This window comes from Flavobacterium sp. CG_23.5 (assembly GCF_017875765.1).
GTDB lineage: Bacteria > Bacteroidota > Bacteroidia > Flavobacteriales > Flavobacteriaceae > Flavobacterium.
This window is the reverse complement of sequence record NZ_JAGGNA010000001.1, coordinates 214575-234956: the sequence shown is the minus strand read 5'-3', so window position 1 is coordinate 234956 and position 20382 is coordinate 214575. Positions and strand designations below refer to the sequence as shown.

The following is a 20382-nucleotide window of genomic DNA, read 5'->3' as shown; positions in this document are numbered from 1 at the left end:
TTCGTTGAAAAATATAATTATATTTTCTGCATATTTTTCACTGTGTTTTTCGAAAAATATTGTAGCTCAAGAACAACTTAAAATAAAAGATAGATATACTAACAATAATAAAGGAAAATTCTTTATCTCATGGGGAGGAAACCGAGATTCTTACAGTAATTCTGACATAACTTTTACAGGGAAAGATTACAATTTCACTCTTGATAATGCAATCGCTCATGACAAACCAAAAGGCTGGCACGTAGATTATATAAATCCTACTAAAATGACTATCCCTCAAACTAATTTTAGAATGGGATATTTCATTAATAACCATTACAGTATTGCTATTGGAATGGATCATATGAAATATGTATTGACACAAAACCAGACAGTCAATATGACCGGAACAATCAGTCTTCCATTAACCGATTCGGGATCAGATTACAATGGTACTTACAGCAATACTCCTACTATTGTTACGGAGAAGTTTCTAATGTACGAACATACAGATGGATTGAATTATGTAAACACAGAGTTTTCGAGGCATGATGATATTTCGTCATTATTCAAAATTGGAAATACTGATAAGATTCAAATCAATTTGACTGAAGGTGTAGGAGTTGGATTATTGTATCCAAAAACAAATACAACACTTTTAGGGAAACCACGTAATGATGATTTTCATATATCGGGTTATGGAACCTCTTTAAAAGCAGGTTTAAATATCACTTTTTTAAAACATTTTTATGTTCAAGGAGAATTAAAAGCAGGTTATATTAATATGCAAGACATTAGAACTACTCAAAGCATAGAAGACAGCGCTTCTCAAGACTTTTTCTTTTTTCAAAGAATAATTGCCTTGGGAGGGATTTTTAAAATCTAAATTAATTAAAATCGCATAAAAAAAGGCTGTCAACAAAATTGATAGCCTTTTTTTTAAAAATCATTTTCTTATTATTAAATAATATTATTCTTTCAAATTTTTATCCTAGGTTTCTAATGAAAATTAACAATATTATAATTTATATTGTCTAATTTTGATTTAAAAAGTTTGTTTAATCTTTAAGTATTAATTAAATAAGTACAAAATTTTATACTAGCTCGAAATCTCACATATAAATTTTATTAAGCAAAATGACTAAAAACAGCAATTTAAATCCTGATTTAGAGGGAATATATCACTTTGATAATTTCTTTAAGATATCAGCCGATTTTATTTGTATTGCAGGATTTGATGGATATTTTAAAAGAATTAATCCTGCAGTTTCAAAATTATTAGGGTATAGTGATGAGGAACTATATTCTAAACCTATAACTGATTTTGTTTATGCACCAGATCTTAAAGCCACGATTGAAACTCGAGAACAAGTATATAAAAATAAACCACTATTAAATTTTGAAAATCGGTATTTAACGAAAGCTGGGGAAATTGTTTGGTTATCTTGGACATCCATGCCTGTAGAAAACGAGCGGTTAGTTTATGCGATAGCAAAAAATATTACGGATAAAAAAAGAATTGAAGAGGAACGAAATTTACTTCTTTCCAATATTACAAAAATCAATAAGGATCTCAAGCTTTTAACACATAAAACGTCACATGATTTAAAGTCTCCTATTAACAATTTACTTTCCATTTTCGGACTTATTGATGTTTCTAAAATTAATGATCCGGAAACGCTTGAATTTGTAGAAATACTTAAAATTACCACGGAAAATTTAAAAGAAACTTTAAATGACTCTATAAAAACACTGTCTCAAAATGAAAATTTGACTACTTCAATCGAAGAATTAAATTTAAACGAGTCCTTACACGATGTTCTTGTATCGATAACTTCTTTAATAAAAGATTCCAAAGCGGTCATTAATGTTGATTTCTCAGCGCTTGAAAACATAAATTTTAATAAAGCCTATCTAAAAAGTATTTTTCTGAATTTATTGACGAATTCAATAAAATATGCCAAACCAGATTCGGTCCCCACTATTTCCGTTTATTCTAAGAAAGTTAATGGAATAAATCAATTAATATTTTGTGATGAGGGTCTTGGTTTTGATTTGGATAAAGTAAAAGATAAAATTTTTGGATTACATCAAAAATTCCATAATAACAGTCATAGTGACAGTAATGGTATAGGACTATATTTAGTTTATAATCATATTACCAGTCTTGGTGGCCGTATCGTTGTAGAAAGTAAAATTAATGAAGGAGCTAAATTTACTATTTCTTTTAAATATTAAAGAAAAAAATAAATTTAGCTCACTCATTTATATTATTTAATGATTCCGTTTTGATCGATCAAATACATCAGTGAAGCCATTGTTGCTGCTCCTAACTCTAATTCTCGTTTATTTATTGCATCAAATTTATCATTTAAAGCATGGTGATAATCAAAATAACGTTGTGAATCAGGATTTAAACCTGCTTTTACAATCGATCTAGAAGTCAATGGCCCAATATCCGAACCACTATGTCCTTTTACAAAAAGGTGTATTAAATAAGGCTCGAAAAGATTTTTCCAACTTGCTATTTTATTAAAATTAGCATCATCAGCTTCAAAAGAAAAACCTCTTGGACTAAAACCTCCTGAATCACTTTCTAAAGCAAAAATGTGGTTTTCTTTATTGGCTTTTGCCAATTCCTCGTATTTTTTTCCTCCTCTGCCTCCATTTTCTTCATTCATAAAAAGTACGACACGAATAGTATTTTTTGGTTTATAACCCAAATTCTTGAAAATATTAATGACTTCCATACTTTGTACTACTCCAGCGCCATCATGATGAGAACCATCTGCTAAATCCCAAGAATCAAGATGTCCGCCAACCACCATAATATTTTCTGGATGTTCACTTCCTTTTATTTCACCAACTACGTTATAAGACAAAACGTCGTCCATTTGCTGGCACGATTGCTTGAAATAGAATTTTAATTTTGGATTGTTTTTCAAAGTTTTAGATAATAATTCGGCACCGTTAGTACTTATAGCTGCTGTAGGAATGTATTGTGATTTTGGTATATCACCATAACTTTGATTTCCAGTATGAGGAAAGTCATCCAATCGCAAATTCATTGAACGCACTATTGTACCCACGGCACCAAATTTTGATGCTTCTTCTGCACCACCGTATCTTTGATCTACCGCTCCAGAATATGCATCAAAAGCTTCTATCTCGCCATTATTCATTGGACGATTATAAAAAACAATTTTTCCTTTTATTTTATCTGTTCCTAATGTAGCTAATTCTGCTAAGCTATGTACTTCAATAACTTCTGCAGTTAGTCCGCTCTTTGCGGTTGCAACAGAACTTCCTAAAGCACAAATTGGCACACTTATTTTGTTCTTTTTATCTTGAATATAGGCTGTTTCTTTTTCACCTCGAACCCATTTTGGTACCATTACTTCTTGAAGATAGACTTTATCTAAACCAAGTTTTTCAAGTTGTGCTTTAGTATATAAAACTGCTTTTTGAGCATTATCAGAACCTGATAAACGAGAACCGATTTTATTGGATAAATAATCCAACCAAGAATAACATTTTGAATTGGTTAATGAAGATTTGTAAATTTCTTTGATAGTTTGCTCCTCTTTGGTTTGTGCAAAAAGGGTAATTCCATTAAAAAAAATAAGCATTACAAAAGATAGTTTTCTCATAATTTATAGCATTAAGTATTTAAATAGTTCTATACTATTCTGATTTATGCCGCAATTTCGTCAATATTATAGTATTCTGGCATCTAAATCAAAAAAAAAAAAATCCTGCAAGTTAATAACAACTTGCAGGAAATGAACTTAGCAACTGAAATGGCTATTTAATTGGTTCGAAACTAATCGCTGTTCCTCCTCCTGGTGCCAAATTCAAATTGATTTTTGATTTATTGGTCACTTCTATTGTTTTAATTTTATAAGCGATAGGGTTATTTTTCCAATCGGCATTTTTGGCATCTTCATAGATGATCGCTTTATACTTTTTACCTTTGGTAAGAAAGTCTAACTTTATTTCCGATTTTCTGGCATTTTCATCCGTGATTGCACCTAGAAACCAAGATTCTTTTCCTTTTGCTTTTCTAGCAATCGTTAAATAATCTCCCGGTTCCGCTTGAAGATATTTACTTTCGTCCCAATCTACTGCTACGTCTTTTATAAACTGAAAAGCATCCGGATATTTTTCATAATTTTCAAGTAAATCAGCCGCCATTTGCAACGGAGAATACATTGTCACGTACAATGCCAATTGTTTTGCTAAAGTAGTATGAACTTGCTCGGTTTTATTTTTGTCATAATAACTCATTTTTATTTCAAAAATTCCGGGAGTATAATCCATAGGTCCTCCTAAAAGTCTTGTAAAAGGCAATATCGTTTCATGCATTGGTGGATTTCCAACACTCCAAGCATTAAACTCATTACCACGAGCCGCTTCGGCAGCAATATAATTTGGATACGTTCTTCCGTAACCTGTTGGTCTTGAAGATTCATGGGAATTAATCATCAACTTATAATCTGCTGCGCGTCTGGCAACAAAATTGAAATGATTCACCATAGTTTGACCGTCATGAAATTCACCACGCGGAATAATTTTACCCACATAGCCTGATTTTACTGCAGGATAATCGTATTTCACCATATTCTCGAAAGCACGGTCCAAATGGCGCTCGTAATTAGCGACAGAACCTGATGTCTCATGATGCATAATCATTTTAACGTTTTTTGATTTGGCGTAAGCCGAAATAGCAGCAATATCAAAATCTGGGTAAGGCGTTACAAAATCAAAAACTTCTTCTTTCCAGTTTCCATTCCAATCTTCCCAACCTACATTCCAACCTTCTACCAATACTCCATCAAAACCATTTTTGGCTGCAAAATCGATATATCTTTTGGTGTTCTCCGTAGTTGCGCCGTGCTTTCCTGACGCTTTTGGTGCATCTGCAAAATTAGTTGCATTTTGGGAACCGGCATAATCCCATGTTGATTTCCCAACATGCATTTCCCACCAAATTCCAATATATTTCATTGGTTTTACCCAAGAAGTGTCATCTAATTTTGATGGTTCATTTAAGTTTAAAATCATTTTAGACCCTACAATATCTCTAGCATCATTACTTATCATGATAGTTCTCCAAGGAGAAACACAAGGCGTTTGTAAATATGCTTTGTCACCAATGGCATTGGGTACTAATTGTGCATTTAATTTGTAATTTTTTACATCAACATTCAAATGCATTACCGGATAATTGACAACTGCTGCTTCAAAAATATTAAGATACAACCCTGATGGCGATTTCATCATCAAAGGGGATTGCACCACATATTTTCCTGGAATGGATTTTACTCCAATACCATTATTCATGTTTATTTTAGAGTTATCAATTTCTGAAAGTTTCGTTTCATTATATTCATATTCATTGCTGTCAAAATCCCCCGGAATCCAAAATACTTTGTTATTTTCTGTCAGATTAAATTGAGTAACCTCATCAGAAATAATGAAATAATTCAAATCAGCTTGTTTTGGAAAATCATATCTGAAAGCCACTCCTTCGTCAAAAGCCCTGAAAATGATATTCATTTTTACATGGGTTTCTTTTTGAATAAGAGAAATTATAAGCTCATTGTAATGATTAACAATAGTGGCTTGTTCTCCTAAAACTGGTTTCCAAGATTCATTGAAAGTGGCTGTTTTTGAACCAACACTTTCAAAACCAGCATCCAAAGCCGGTTTTTCCTTTAGTTTTATTCCCAAAGCGCTTTGCAGAACGACCGCTTTATCTTTGTAATTTACTGAATATGTTGGTTGTCCATTTCCAGCTAATTTGAAATTAATCGCAATTTTACCGGAAGGCGATTCAATGCTTTGTGCATTCAATATACTCATGGTAAAGACGGCTAAAAGTGTTACTAATTGTTTCATTTTTATAGTTTTTTAGAATTGATAAAAGTAAATAAAATAGCGGCTTTTTTATAATCTGACATTTAACAAATACGATTTATTTGTTAAAAAAACCCTTCGATATTAAATATCGAAGGGCGAATCTCAAAATAAACAAACCAAATTTATTTAATCAACTCAAAACTAACTTTATTCTCTGTGCTGGAGTTTGTTCCTACGAAAACTTGGAACACACCCGGTTCAGCAATAAATTGCAAATCAGAATTATAAAACTTCAACTCTTCGACAGAAATTTCAAAGGTTACCGTTTGTTTTTCTCCTTTTTTAAGCATTATTTTTTGAAAACCCTTCAACTCTTTTATCGGTCTTGTAACTGAACCTACCATATCACGTATATACAATTGAACGACTTCTTTACCATCATAATTTCCGGTATTTTTAACATCAACGATAACGTTTACTTTTTCGTTGAAGTTCATTTTGTCCGATGAAATTTTAAGATTTGAATAGTCAAATGTGGAGTAACTCAATCCAAAACCAAAAGGAAATAATGGCTCATTTCTTTCGTCTATATAATTAGACCTGAATTTTTCGAACTTTCCTTCTTTATTACCTAAGGGTCTTCCGGTATTTTTTTGATTGTAATAAATAGGTACCTGCCCTACATTTCTTGGGAAAGTAGCGGTTAATTTTCCAGAAGGGTTTTCATTTCCAAACAAAACATCAGCAATGGCACTTCCCGCTTCGCTTCCTGCAAACCAAGTGTTCAAAATAGCTGGTACAGTTTCATTTTCCTGAACCAAAACCAAAGGACGTCCTGTAAATAAAACGAGTACAACCGGTTTTCCTGTTTTAAGTAATTCCTGCAATAAATCTTTCTGAGCCTGTGGAATGGATAAGTTAGTTCTACTACTGCTTTCTCCGCTCATTTCTGCTGACTCACCAAGAGCTGCAACAATTATATCCGATTGATTGGCAATTTTCAATGCTTCCGCCAATAATTCTTCTTTTGTTCTATTATCTCGGTGTAGAGTCTTACCAAACATGGTTGCTTTTTCTTCAAATGCGGGGTCATAATCCAGATTACTTCCTTTAGCATAAAGCACTTTTGTACTATTCCCTGCCACTTCTTTGATTCCGGATATTAATGAAATCGATGTTTGCATGTTAGTAGCAACACTCCAAGTACCCGCCATATTTTCTTTGGCATCAGCCAATGGTCCAATCACGGCAACGGTTCCAGATTTTTTTAACGGAAGCAATTGGTTGTTGTTTTTTAGTAAAACTAAAGATTGAGTCGCAATTTTTCTAGCTTCAACTCTATTTGAGGTTGTAAAAACTTCCGTTTTTGCTCTTTTCTCATCACAATATTTATAAGGATCCTCAAATAATCCTAAATCATATTTTGCATTCAAAATAAGTCGAACTGCATTGTCAATTTGTTCCATACTTACTTTATTTTCGTCTAATGATTTCTTTAAAGTTGTAAGGAAACCTTCACCCACCATATCCATTTCAATTCCAGCATTTAATGCCAAAGCAGATACGGTTTGCAAATCGCCCATCCCGTGTTCAACCATTTCGTTAATACCAGTAAAATCAGTAACTACAAAACCTTTAAAACCCCATTGTTTTCTCAACACATCGGTCATTAACCATTTATTTCCGGTTGCAGGAATTCCTTCTACTTCGTTGAAAGATGCCATAACTGATCCGACACCTGCATCAACAGCGGCCTTGTATGGAGGGAAATAATCGTTGTACATTTTTATTCTGCTCATATCAACCGTGTTGTAATCACGTCCTGCATCAGGCGCACCATACAAAGCAAAATGTTTCACACACGATAAAATCGTATTATTTTTTGATAAATCATCTCCTTGATATCCATGTACCATCGCTTTTGCAATTTGGCTTCCCAAAAACGGATCTTCACCTGAACCTTCAGAAACTCTGCCCCAACGCGGATCGCGAGAAATATCAACCATAGGAGAAAAAGTCCAGTTTATCCCATCAGCGCTGGCTTCTTGAGCAGCAATTTGTGCACTTCTTTCAATCAGTTTCATATCCCAAGTACAAGACAATCCAAGCGGAATAGGAAAAGTGGTTTCATAACCATGAATCACATCCATTCCAAAAAGTAATGGTATTTTCAGTCGGCTTTTTTCGACTGCAATCTTTTGTACTTCTTTAATTTTTTGAACTGATTTGATATTGAATAAACCACCTACTTTACCATCTTCAATATTTTTAGCGACATTAGAGCTACTGGCTGATCCTGTTGTGATGTCTCCCGAAGTAGGCAAATTTAGCTGCCCAATTTTCTCCTCCAGAGTCATTTTCGACATTAATTCTGCTACAAATTCGGTTTTGGGTTTAATTTTAACCGTTTTCTTGGTAGTCTTTTTTTGGCTGAAGCCAAAAAGGGAAAATCCCAAGAGCAGTATAATTAGTTTCGTTTTCATTTTTTATCTGTTTTTGTTTGTTTAAACATCCAATCGTAAATTTCTTGGTTGTCATATACTTTAGACCAGCTATCGTGACCCGCATCATCGAAGATGGTTAGTTCAACATTGGCATTACAGGTTTTTAATTTTTTATAAATAGTAATCGCATAATCGACATTGACAACATCGTCCAACAGACCATGAAAAATTCGGGTGGGAATATTCTTGATTTTACAATCTTCTATCATCGGAACTCTGTCTACAAATCCTGCAATTGGAACTAATGCAGCAAAAGTTTCGGGATGTGCAAAAGCAAGATTCCAAGCTCCCCATCCTCCCATACTTAAACCCGTCAAATAAATTCTACTGGGATCGATATTATTTTCTTTTTGGATTTTTAATATCAAACGGTACAATACTTCTTCATTCCAATATTCATTCTCCGGACATTGTGGCGCTAAAATATAAGCATCGAGTGCGTGGCTTTTTAAGTATTTGAAAGGACCGTGAACTTTCACTTTTTCTATATCTGTTCCTTTTTCGCCTGAACCATGAAGAAAAATAATCAGTGGTTTTTTCTCTTTGGTATTTGCAGGCATATGTAATACATAACCTAATTCGTGTTTTTCAACGATTTCGGTTTTCATTTTCCCATTAACCTCTGATTGAGAAAAAGAAAATTGACTTAAAATTAAAAATAGAAAAAGAAGCTTTCTTTTCATTTAAAAATATAATAAAAACAGATAGTAGGTAATTTTACTATCTGTTTAACAATTAAATATTATCTGTTTGTACTTTCTAATTTATATAAGGCATTAACTTCAGAAGAAGTCAAAGCTGATTTATAGATTCTAAATTCATCTAATAAACCGGCATAATCTGTTGCCCAACCTTCATCTCCATGTGTAGTTGTAAGTGAAGGTGTAGTGCTGAATTGATTTGACCCAATAACCAATTGCGATAGATTTGGTGTAGCAAAAACTAAGGCACCGTATAAAGGAGCGCTGTTAGGATTTCCGTTGCTTCCATCAGGTCCGCCTGGATTATCACCATAAAGTATGCATGAACCATTTAAGTCCGTAAAAGGACCGTAAGGAGTTCCGTAAATACTGTTAGTTCCTTTTTCTCCATTTTTATAAACTGTATATCTACTTGTAACGTCATCATACGTCAAAACCACTTGAATCCAAGAATCTACTGCTCCTTCAATGTTAAAAATTGGTCCTTGACCACCCCAAGCTACTCTTTTGTTTTCGATACCCATTTTCAAACGAAGAGTATTCGGTTTTGAGTTATCAGGATTTTCAAGAAACAAATTCAATCCTCCCCAAAAACCTGCTGGGTTTACTAAAGAAAAAATTCCTTGAATACCTTTTCCTTGTCCTGGAGCACCACCGTCAGGAACGGTTTGACCAGATTTCATCCAAAAACTAAAACTGAAGCTACTTAGTGCACCAACAGCTGTTGCATTATTATAAACGGCATAACGTTCTTGAATATTAGAACCTTGAAACGCCTGTCCTTTAGCACCTGCTGTATAAGTTACATTTTTGCCTGTTCCGGTAAGGCCTCCTTTAGAATCTGCTATGCTATTTTCAAAACTCCATTTCGCAATTAAATTTGAAGCATTTACCTCGTCAGAAGTATTGTAAGACCCAATTGGTGGGTAATCCAGTGGCTCATTGCTATCTACATTATCAGTACAACTTGCTAAAAACTGCATGGAAAATACAGCACTTAAACAGAATATTTTTATACTATTTTTCATATTTAATATTTTTAATTATTACTAATTTTTCTATTTTTAATTCTAATTAGAATGCATATTTACCAGAATGAAAACCAAGACTAATTAAACCTTGTTTCACCTCGGGAGCATTCATGAACAATTGCCATAATAATCCCGAACGATAATTTTCTAACATAACCATTTCTGGTCCTTGGTCTATCGCCAAATAGCGTTGTGCTGTCCATTGATACTGCTGACTGTGAGCGTCGTAAAATCCTGCCACGCCCCATGTATCTGTTTTATAATTTTCATATAAATTTCGCATCAGTGCTTTAGATTCTACCGGTGTATAAACAATTGAACTTATTGCCGCTGTTGGAGAAATAATCCCTTTATCATTACTCGGCATGTGTGCATCATAACCGATCGATCCATCTGTATTTCTAGAATACGATGCGGTTAAGCCCCAATAATTTGGGCCATATCCTTTATAACTCTTTGGATTTGCAACGCAATATAGATAGTCAATTTTAACATGATTCGAATTCAAATCCCAATAGTTAGCATATTGATCGCTCAACTGATTTGGATCTACACCAAGATAAGAATAATGTGCCCAAAATAATGGTCCACCAAATTCTTGAGCTCCATTGTGTTTTAAAATCAAAGGCAAATTGTATTTTGTTAAGGCCGATACTATTCCGCCACTTCTGGCCCAACCTTCATGATAAGCAATTGGTGCAATAGCATGTGAAGGAGAAGCAGATGCCATAACATAAGTTATCAAACACTCGTTATAACCTTCAAGAGGGAAATTCATTTGCCAGGCGTAATTAGGTGACCAATGCCAAAACAACTTATTCTGATTATTAGTATACCATTGCCAATCGACTCCTTTCCAAAGTACATCATATTTTTGAGCTAAAGCTTTTTCGTCAGTTGTACCATTTTTAAGGTATTCGCGAACAGTTATCATACCAGCTGTCAAAAATGAAGTTTCCACCAAGTCACCACCATTATCTATGGTTCCAAAAGGAATAACATGCCCAGTGTTTCCATCAATCCAATGTGACCAAGCACCATGAAAACGATCAGCAGTAGCTAGGAAATCAGCTATTTTATTTAATCGTTCTGTTCCTTGTGCTTTTGTTATATACCCTCGGGACATAGCCGAAACTATCGCCATTAAACCAAAACCAGAGCCACCTGTTGTGACAATATTCTGATCAAAACTTGGGTCTTGAGGAATATAGCGTTCTCTTGCCATTCCAGAATTAGTTTGAGCATAATTCCAAAAATAAGCGAAGGTTTGCTTTTGCACCAAATCTATTAGTTCTTCATCAGATAATTTTACTACCGGAGGAACAACAACTGGAGGAGTAACTACTGTACCACCGCTTGAAGCGGAACTAGAAGAGTCACATCCAAGGAAAGTAAAAAGCAGAACTAAAATTGAAAATTTTATCATTTTAGATTTTGTTTTATGATGTATAATAGATTGTCCACAAACTCCAACCCTTTCAAAAAGAAAGGGCGAAATTGTAGAAATTTCTAATTATAACCTGGATTTTGTAAAGATTTCCCATCAGCCTGAATAATGAATTTTTGAGGTAAAGGAAACAATTCATGTTTTCCTTCCACAAAAGTTTTACCATCGGCAGCCATAGCGGCTTTTGCTTGACCTGTTCTAACTAGATCAAACCATCGGTCATGCTCAAAAGCCAATTCATGTCTTCTTTCGGCTCTAATGGCAGCTCTTAATCCTGCCTGTCCTGTTGCCGTTGTATTTGCTAAACCAGCTCTGTTTCTTACTTTATTCAATGGACCAGTTACATCACCGGTTCCACTTTCGTTAGCGGCTTCAGCCTGCATCAATAAAACCTCTGCGTAACGTAAAACTCGGATGTTTTTTGTGGTTTCCCAATCACCGTTGAAAGTTTCTGCAGTGTTACTTACATATGCTTTTTCATTGTATCTTGGGTTAGCCACAAGCGGAGAAACTACTCTTCCGTCCCACATGGTTTCACCTGCAAAAACAATAGTTGCATCTTTTCTGACATCGCCAGCTTCATAAGAATTAGCCAACCCTAAAGTAGGTGTATTGAAACCCCAACCCCAGCCACTAGTTCCTCTCGCTCCTTGAGATACCATATAGCCTTCAATACCTTGAGAAGGATTCCCACCATATCCACGAATTTCAAAAATAGATTCTATGCTGTCTTCACCAGCTTCTCTCCAAATTGTTGCATAATTAGGCACTAAATTATATCCCGTTATAGCGGAAGTTTGGTCTTTTACACCTTGCCAGTTTCCTTGATACAAATATACTTTTGCCAGTAAAGCATGAGCAGCACCTTTAGTCGCTCTTCCTAAATCAGAAACAGCATATCCTGATTTTTCAGGAAGCGCAGCTATTGCAGCTAATAAATCTGTTTGAATAAAAGCATATACTTCTTGTTTTGATTTTTTAGTCAATGTCATATCAGTATCTTCTGAAGAAGAAGGTACGGGAACATGATCTACAATCGGTACACCACCATAGCATCTTACCAAATTGAAATACATCAAAGCGCGAAGAAATTTAGCTTCACCAGTTAATCTAGATTTTAGAGCAGCATCTGCTTTATCTAATTTTGGAAGATATAAAAGCGCAATATTAACTCTGCTTATTCCTTGGTAATTAGCCTCAAAAACATCTTGTACAGATAGCGAAGTTGCATCTAGAGTAAGTGCGTCACATTTATCTTTATCTGCTCCTGAATCTCCAGGATCCGATCCTTTGTCAGCATCATCAGAAGTCATGCTTGACAAACCATTCCAAGAGAATGAACTCATATTCCAGTCCAGAGACTTACTATAAATAGCGGTTACAAAACTCTTAGCTCCATCGTCATTATTATAAACTGTCAATAAATCTGCTTCAGTTATACTTTCTGTTGGAGCAACATCAATAAAATCATTAGAACAACTATTAGAAAAAAGCGCAATAGTTACTAAAGTTATGGGTATGAATATTTTTTTCATGTTATTAAAATTTTATGTTAGCACCAATAATGAATGAACTCAATGTAGGATAAGCATCAAGCTCTATTCCCTGCATTCCCATTGGGTCACCATCATTATTTAATTCTGGAGAATATCCTGTAAATTTTTGTGATATAAAAGGATTTATAGCACTTGCATATAACCTAAGAGAACTAACAGAGTTTGACAATTTAGGTATAGTATAGCCTAAAGTGATGTTATTCACTCTAAAGAAAGCTCCTGATTCTAAGTAATAGTTTGATGAAATTGGAACAGAATTAAACGGTGCCGGATTTGCTGCATTAATATTTGTAGAAGTCCAAAAATCGGTAGCTATACCAGCTTCAATGTTTTCGTTTCCAAAACGTTGTGCTTTTTTTCCATTGTACACTTTGTTTCCTCCTACTCCGTATGTATCTACAGAAAAGTCAATATTTTTATATTCTAAACCAAAATTTGCCCCGTAATAATACGTTGGTAAAGAAGAACCAAAGAATTTTCGATCTGTTTCTGCCGGTGTAGATGTAACAATGCCATCTTTGTCATAGTAAGTAAAATTACCATTTGCATCATAACCCGCTACTTCAAACAAGTAAAAACTACCAATAGGCTGTCCTTCTGCCAATTGCTTAGTATATTGTCCATTACCTATTCCTCCACCAGTTTGCTTAATTGCTAATGGATTGTACACATTAGACACTAAGTTTTTATTATTCGAATAATTACCTCCAACCCAATATTTAAGGTTATCATTGATATTATCATCCCAGCGCAAGGCAACTTCATATCCTTTGTTTGTAATTTCTCCTGCATGCGCTGGAGTTGCTCCTGTACCCACAGTCAAAGGTGGTGTAACATTAAGAATAACATTCGTTGTCTTTTTATTGTACCAATCCAATGATCCTGATAATTTATTGTCTATCGTTTTAAAGTCTAAACCAGCTGATGCTTCTTCTGTAATTTCCCAACCCAAAGTAGGGTCAATAAAAGAACCAATAGTAGTCCCTGAATATAGTGAACCACCAAAATCATAAGCATATCCTGAACCTGAACTAAACGTTTGTTGATTAATAGGTACATTTTGATTTCCTAATCTACCCCAACCTCCACGAAGTTTTAAGAAATTGATTGCATTACTGTCTTTCAAGAAATCTTCTTTGGATACAACCCACCCTAAACCAAATGATGGAAAATTACCCCATTTGTTATCAGATGAAAATTGTGAAGAACCATCTCTACGAATCGTACCTGTAAAAAGATATTTTTCCATAAGTGTGTATTGGAATCGAGCGAAATACCCAATTAAATTTTTACGATTTCCAATTCTATGATTAGTAACAACATTATTAGAAAGAGCACTAGATTGATTTAAACTCCAGTAATTAGAATTCTCAGGAACATTTCTACCTTTTACGTCTAACTCTTCTTTACTTCCAAACTCTTGAGCAGACATACCGACAGTTAATTCAACATCATGAATATCAGCAAATTTCTTATTGTAAGTCAAGAAATTATCAAAATTCCAATTGAAATAATCACTTCTTGCAGTAACTAATTCATTAATTGGATCTGAAGCAGAATAATTAGCCACATTTCTTGTAGGATCAGCCGCTAACCATAGATTACGTGAAGGTGTGTAAGCAAATTTTTTCCAAGTATTATATTCCAAACCTACTCTTGAAGTAAATTTCAATTCATCAAAAATTTTGTATTCCAGTCCGAGGCTTCCTTGCAACAATAGATTTTTTTGCTCTTCAGTAAAATACTCTAATTGAGCCACTGGATTTCCCACATTATTGAATAAAGCTCCACTTGTAGATGCTTGTCCATCAGCACCAATTATTGGCATTCCCCATCTTCCATTCGGGTATTTTACAGGAACTAATGGTGATTGTTTGTAAGCTGATGTGAATGCTGATAAAGGTTTTGGTGAAGATTTAGAGATAGATGCACTCAAAGTTTGAGTTATTTTTAATTTATCGGTAAGCTTGTAATCATTATTATTTCTAAAAGTAAAACGGTTGTAATCCAAACCGTTTAAAATTCCTTTTTCATCATAATAATTCAAACTGAATAAATAATTGATTTTTTCTGAAGCTCCAGATAATGATAAATTATTTGAGGAATACGTTCCTAATCTTGAAATTTCATCAAACCAATTGGTGTTATATTTTTGATTTGTAGAAAATCTGGTGTTTTGCTCTGCCACATCAGAATAGTAAGCAAAATGATTAGAACCCGCCATTTTTACAGTTTTTAGCGGAGTTCTTACTCCATAAAAGCCATCATATTCCACAGTAGTTTTATCACCTTTTCCTTTTTTAGTTGTAATAATTACAACTCCATTCGCCGCTTGATTACCGTAAATTGCTAATGAAGAAGCATCTTTTAATACATCAAATGATGCGATATCATTAGAATTTATGTTAATGATATTTTTTGTAGGAATCCCATCTACAACATATAAAGGTGTTCTATCAGCACCAAAAGTACCAATCCCTCTAATAATAAGTGAAGGAGAACTACCTGGTGTATCAGTTCCTATAACTTGAACACCTGCCGCTTTACCTTGAATCGCCTGTGTGGCATTCAAAACTTTAGATTTAGTTATATCGCTTGCTGAAAGTTGTGAAATTGATCCTGTGTTATCAGATTTTTTTCTGGTTCCATACCCAATTACAACTACCTCTTTCAATTCAGTATCCTTAGATTCCTTCATCTGTATAGACATAGGACTAGAAGTTGCAGGCATTGATAATGCATCAAAACCTAACATACTAATTTTTAACATCTCACCTACTTTGGCATTGATATTAAAATTTCCATCAAAATCAGTATCAGCCGATGTTTTAGAATCAGTGGCAAATATCATTGCTCCAGGAATTCCAATTCCGTTTTTATCTAATACTTTTCCCTTGATTACTTGACCAGACATATAGGCTGGAAGCAGGATGAGCGCTAAAAAGCTAAAAATAAAATTTCTCATATATTAATAATTTGTTAAGTTAGTAGAGCCAAATTAGATAAATACAACGTTATAGTAAGCTAAATGGAATTACTACATGAATACATCAAAATGTTGAAATACATGAAAAAATCAATGTTTTATAGTAGCTAAGGAAGATAATGAGGTATAGGCTACATCGATGTGATGTAGTAATGATGTATTGTAATTTCGCAAAAAAATTACTTAAATAATATATTATCTATAAAAATATAAACTTTATTATAAACTTAATAAAAATTTAGAAAGATTTTCATCCTGAGTAAGATTCAATTTCTTTCTTAATCGATAACGATGTAGCTCCACTCCTCTAAAAGAAATATTCATCATTGGAGCAATTTCTTTAGAAGATAAATTCATTTTTAAATAAATACAAAGCTTTATATCCTTTGAAGTTAGGACTGGATATTTTTTCGAAAGATTAATTATAAATTCATTGTGAATTTGATTCAGGTTGGATTCAAAGGTTTCCCATTCATGCTTATTTACAGCGTTAATTTTTATGGCCTTTTTTATTTCACTTTTCAATTTATTAAAGTCGGTTTCTGTATCCAAAATTCCTTGAATATTTTCTATCATTTCACTTTGCTTTGCAATAGAAAGTGATTTACCGGCAACTTCTGAAGATTTAGATTGCAATTCCAATTCAAGGATGTGCTTTTCATACTCCTGAACATTCAATTCATTTTCGGCTTTTAATTCCATCTCTAGAATTTTCTTTTGATGTTTTAGTTCTTCTTCTCTCAATTCAATCTTTTGAGTGTATTGCATTTTATTCCATTTATAATAAAGAAATAAAACAGCACCAATTATTGCGAAATACAACAGAATCATCCAAAAAGAAAAATACCAAGGTTTTGCAACTGTGAATTCAAAAGTGGAAATTTTACTATAACTTAAACCATCATGATTATAAATTGTAATGATATGTGAACCATTACTTATATTGTTCAAAACAATTAACCCTTCTTTTATGGCAATGAAATCATTTGCAGTATCAATTTTATAAAACAAGTTCGGTTTTGTTGCTCCAAATATTCCCGAAATCACATTTATTTTTAGCTCTGAATTATAATCAATCTTTGATTTATCTTCTAACAGATTATCATTATTGAAAGCTTCAATTTTTACAGTTGTGTTCTGTTTATTCTCAAATTTTAATCGAAGGGAAATGAATCCATCATCCAAATTCAATAAATAATTTTCTTTATCTTTGAAAATTTTCAAATTGTCGTTAATAATTTTTCCTTTGTAATATTTCTCCTGAACAACATTCCAAACAAATCTATTTCCCTTGGCATCAATATGATATAAAAGTCCTTCCTTTAAAACCATAAAATGATTTTCATCAATCGCAATGATTTCAGAAACGTTTCTGAAATTCGAATTAAACAATTCATTTAATTTTAATTGATTAGTGATAGAACTATAAGTGTACCAAGAATTGTTAATCAAAAACAAAATTTCATCTCTGAACTCAAATATTTTCACCCCAAAGTCATTCGTTATTTTATGGCGTTGAGTAGTGTTTTCTACCTGAGTACCTTCGTCGCTATCACTATATTTTATGCGATACAACCCTCGATAGTTATCAGCCGCCCAAATTTCATTTTTTCTGTTTTGAGCAACATATTTAATAGGTTTTAAAAGTCCATTTACTAGCTTGTTTTGACCTAAATCATTGGCATTATTGTAAATGATAACACCACTATATGTAGCCTGCAGATAGGTATTATTGATGTTACTTTTTACAAAATTCCAACCTCCATTTATATCATTTAACTTAGAAAAAATACCATTTTCATAAATGAAAGTCCCTTCATTGTGACCAATAACGTATTTATTATCTATTTTACTGATATTCCAAGCTTGCCCTTGGGTATTTGGAATTAAAGAGAGTTGCTTATATTCATACTTAAAAACGCCATGATTGGAAGCCATCAAATATCCCTTTGGCGTACTTGCCACCGAATAAACTGAACCTAAAATACCTGAATTATCATAAAAAATAGAGATTGGTGAATTAACCTCAACATGCGCAATTCCGTTGTCCAAGCCCAGCCATAAATCATTTTCAGAATCCAGGCCAATACTTAAAATGGAGTTATTCATCAATACGTTATTTCGATTGATACTTGTAGATGAATTAGTAGCGAAATCAAAAACATAAACGCCTTTATTAGCAGTTCCTATGATTAATTTATTGTCCTTAATAAACTTGGCTAAGTTGATATTTGCCGCTTTCAAAACTGCATTTAAGGGGTTATCCCAAACCCTAAGAATACCGTTCTCTTCAATATAAACTCCGTTTTTTTTAGTGAAAATATAGGTTTTGTTGTGGTATTTTTCAATATGGTGAATTACGTTATTCTCTAAGATGGTCCATCCTTGTATTTTTTCAAACTTAGAATCATTCATCTTATAAATTCCTTTTTCTACCGCGGCAACAAGCAATTGATTCTCTACCACAAAGCAATAGGAAACCAGAAAAGGGAACTTAATTTTCCTAAGTACTTTCGCATCATAAAGATAAATCCCGTTAAAAGACTGAAAGTAAATTTTGCCTTTGAATTTAAATATCTTCCAAATCTCTTCATTATCACTATCATCAAAAACTTTCGTTTTATCAGAAATGGAAACGTAATACATCTTGCCCTCTTTTCTAAACCAATACCCAAATTCCTTATAGGATCCCGAATAAATTTTATCTCCGTCGACCATTATAGAACGTATAATGGTCTTATTAGGCAACATGTTTTTTTCCCATTTTACGCCATCATAACGCAATAAATAATGGTTATTGGCAAAATACATAGCGTTATCGTTTCCTTGCGCTACATTCCAAATTTGGTTATCTCCCTGATAATTTGATTTATTGTAATTCTCAACAAATGGCAATAACTCCTGCGAATACAACTGCGAGGATATAAAATAGAGAAGTATTATTTTTATTATTCTTTCTTTCAAAATTGTATGATTTGTCTTCAAATATAATCACATTTATTGAATTTGAACCATAAAAAAAGCTTCCCGATTGAGAAGCTTTTTTCTGTGTAAATCTATTCTTAGTTTACAAGTAACTCATAAACCTGATTGGCAATTTCAATTTCTTCATTGGTAGGTATCACCAATATTTTTGTTTTCGAATCTAGAGTATTGATTTCTCTTATTTCTTTCGAACGAATTTCATTTTTTGCATCGTCTAATTCAATTCCGAAATAATCCATATCAGTACAAACTAGTTTTCTGATATAAGATGAATTCTCTCCAATTCCCGCTGTAAAAATAATTGCATCCAAGCCATTCAAAACAGCCGTGTAAGAACCAATATATTTTTTTATTCGATAGGCATTCATATCTAATGCTAATTGGCAATCCACGTCTCCATTCTCTGCATTAGCTTCTATATCTCTCAAATCACTGTAACCGGTCATCCCTAGCATTCCGCTTTGTTTTTGCAACATTGTATTGACATCATCCAGCGAATAGCCCAAAGAATTTACCATATAAAATATCACCGATTGATCGACATCACCGCTTCTTGTTCCCATAATCAAACCGTTCATAGGACCAAAACCTAAAGTATGATCGATGCTTTTTCCGTCTTTTATAGCGGTCATGCTACATCCGTTTCCAAGATGTATTGTTATAATTTTTGACGCCGAATTAATTGAGTTTTCCCTTAAATAATGAATCGCATTTTCTGAAACGTACTTATGACTTGTTCCGTGAAAACCGTATACTCGAATTTTATTTTCTGTCAAAAGTTGATTTGGTATCGCATATTTATGCGCCACTACTGGAATTGTTTGATGAAATGCCGTGTCAAAAACTGCTACTTGTTGAGCATTTTCAAAGATTTCTTCGGCTACATTTATACCTTCTAAGTTAGCAGGATTATGCAATGGTGCCAAGTCAAAAAGTTTTTTGATTTTATCTTTCACTTCCTTATCAATGATAATGGTATTCGAAAAAGTGCTTCCGCCATGTACCACTCGATGACCAACAGCCTCAATCTCCGATGTGCTTTTAATCACGCCCACGGTTTCATCCATTAACAATTGGGCGATTTTTTCTAAACCAATTTTATGACTAGGAATAGGTAAAATCTCTTCTAATTTTACATTATCTGTTACATAAGTTAGATTAGAAGTTTCCAATCCTATTCTGTCAATCATACCAGAACAAATTACGTGATTTGCCGGCATATCAATCAGTTGGTATTTTATAGAAGAACTCCCCGAGTTTATAATTACTATTTTCATTTTTTATGTTTTCCTCTACCGTCCCGAAGTTTCGGGACTTTCCCACTTAAAGGC

Annotated in this window: 12 protein-coding genes; 2 read left to right on the top strand and 10 right to left on the bottom strand. The window is 33.5% G+C overall.

The genetic code is table 11. The features are described from left to right. Window positions 1-4 precede the first annotated feature (4 nt). Complete coding sequence (locus H4V97_RS00815) at window positions 5-865, top strand: hypothetical protein (RefSeq protein ID WP_209548674.1); 861 nt, start codon at window positions 5-7, stop codon at window positions 863-865. Window positions 866-1116: 251 nt separating this feature from the next. Continuing rightward, window positions 1117-2217 carry a PAS domain-containing sensor histidine kinase gene (locus H4V97_RS00810; RefSeq protein ID WP_209548673.1) on the top strand — a complete coding sequence of 367 codons (1101 nt, stop codon included), beginning with the start codon at window positions 1117-1119 and terminating at the stop codon, window positions 2215-2217. A 32-nt stretch (window positions 2218-2249) separates the two neighbouring features. On the opposite strand, the gene H4V97_RS00805 is transcribed toward H4V97_RS00810, so the two are convergent. The 10 genes from H4V97_RS00805 to H4V97_RS00760 form a co-directional block, all read right to left on the bottom strand. Continuing rightward, on the bottom strand, window positions 2250-3629 hold the full coding sequence (locus H4V97_RS00805; RefSeq protein WP_209548672.1) for a M28 family peptidase: 1380 nt from the start codon (window positions 3627-3629) through the stop codon (window positions 2250-2252). A gap of 154 nt (window positions 3630-3783) precedes the next feature. After that, on the bottom strand, window positions 3784-5880 hold the full coding sequence (locus H4V97_RS00800; protein WP_209548671.1) for a glycoside hydrolase family 97 protein: 2097 nt from the start codon (window positions 5878-5880) through the stop codon (window positions 3784-3786). Window positions 5881-6023: 143 nt separating this feature from the next. Next, window positions 6024-8324, bottom strand: coding sequence for a beta-glucosidase BglX (gene bglX, locus H4V97_RS00795; protein ID WP_209548670.1), 2301 nt, complete (start codon window positions 8322-8324; stop codon window positions 6024-6026). After that, a complete protein-coding gene (locus H4V97_RS00790; protein WP_245345172.1) occupies window positions 8321-8953 on the bottom strand; it encodes a prolyl oligopeptidase family serine peptidase in 633 nt (210 codons plus the stop codon). Before H4V97_RS00790 ends, bglX begins: the two co-directional genes overlap by 4 nt. 134 nt (window positions 8954-9087) lie before the next feature. After that, the gene (locus H4V97_RS00785; protein WP_196849650.1) at window positions 9088-10074 is read right to left on the bottom strand and encodes a hypothetical protein; all 987 of its coding nucleotides are present in this window, start codon (window positions 10072-10074) and stop codon (window positions 9088-9090) included. A 46-nt stretch (window positions 10075-10120) separates the two neighbouring features. Continuing rightward, on the bottom strand, window positions 10121-11503 hold the full coding sequence (locus H4V97_RS00780; protein WP_196849651.1) for a glucoamylase family protein: 1383 nt from the start codon (window positions 11501-11503) through the stop codon (window positions 10121-10123). An 83-nt stretch (window positions 11504-11586) separates the two neighbouring features. Then, window positions 11587-13059 carry a RagB/SusD family nutrient uptake outer membrane protein gene (locus H4V97_RS00775; protein ID WP_196849652.1) on the bottom strand — a complete coding sequence of 491 codons (1473 nt, stop codon included), beginning with the start codon at window positions 13057-13059 and terminating at the stop codon, window positions 11587-11589. A gap of 4 nt (window positions 13060-13063) precedes the next feature. After that, a complete protein-coding gene (locus tag H4V97_RS00770) occupies window positions 13064-16045 on the bottom strand; it encodes a SusC/RagA family TonB-linked outer membrane protein (RefSeq protein WP_209548668.1) in 2982 nt (993 codons plus the stop codon). Window positions 16046-16285: 240 nt separating this feature from the next. Continuing rightward, window positions 16286-19030, bottom strand: a complete 2745-nt coding sequence (locus H4V97_RS00765; RefSeq protein WP_245345171.1) for a LuxR C-terminal-related transcriptional regulator — start codon at window positions 19028-19030, stop codon at window positions 16286-16288. A gap of 98 nt (window positions 19031-19128) precedes the next feature. Continuing rightward, entirely contained in the window at window positions 19129-20328 is a 1200-nt protein-coding gene (locus tag H4V97_RS00760) for an acetate/propionate family kinase (RefSeq protein WP_209548666.1), read from the bottom strand. Between the last annotated feature and the right edge of the window lie 54 nt (window positions 20329-20382).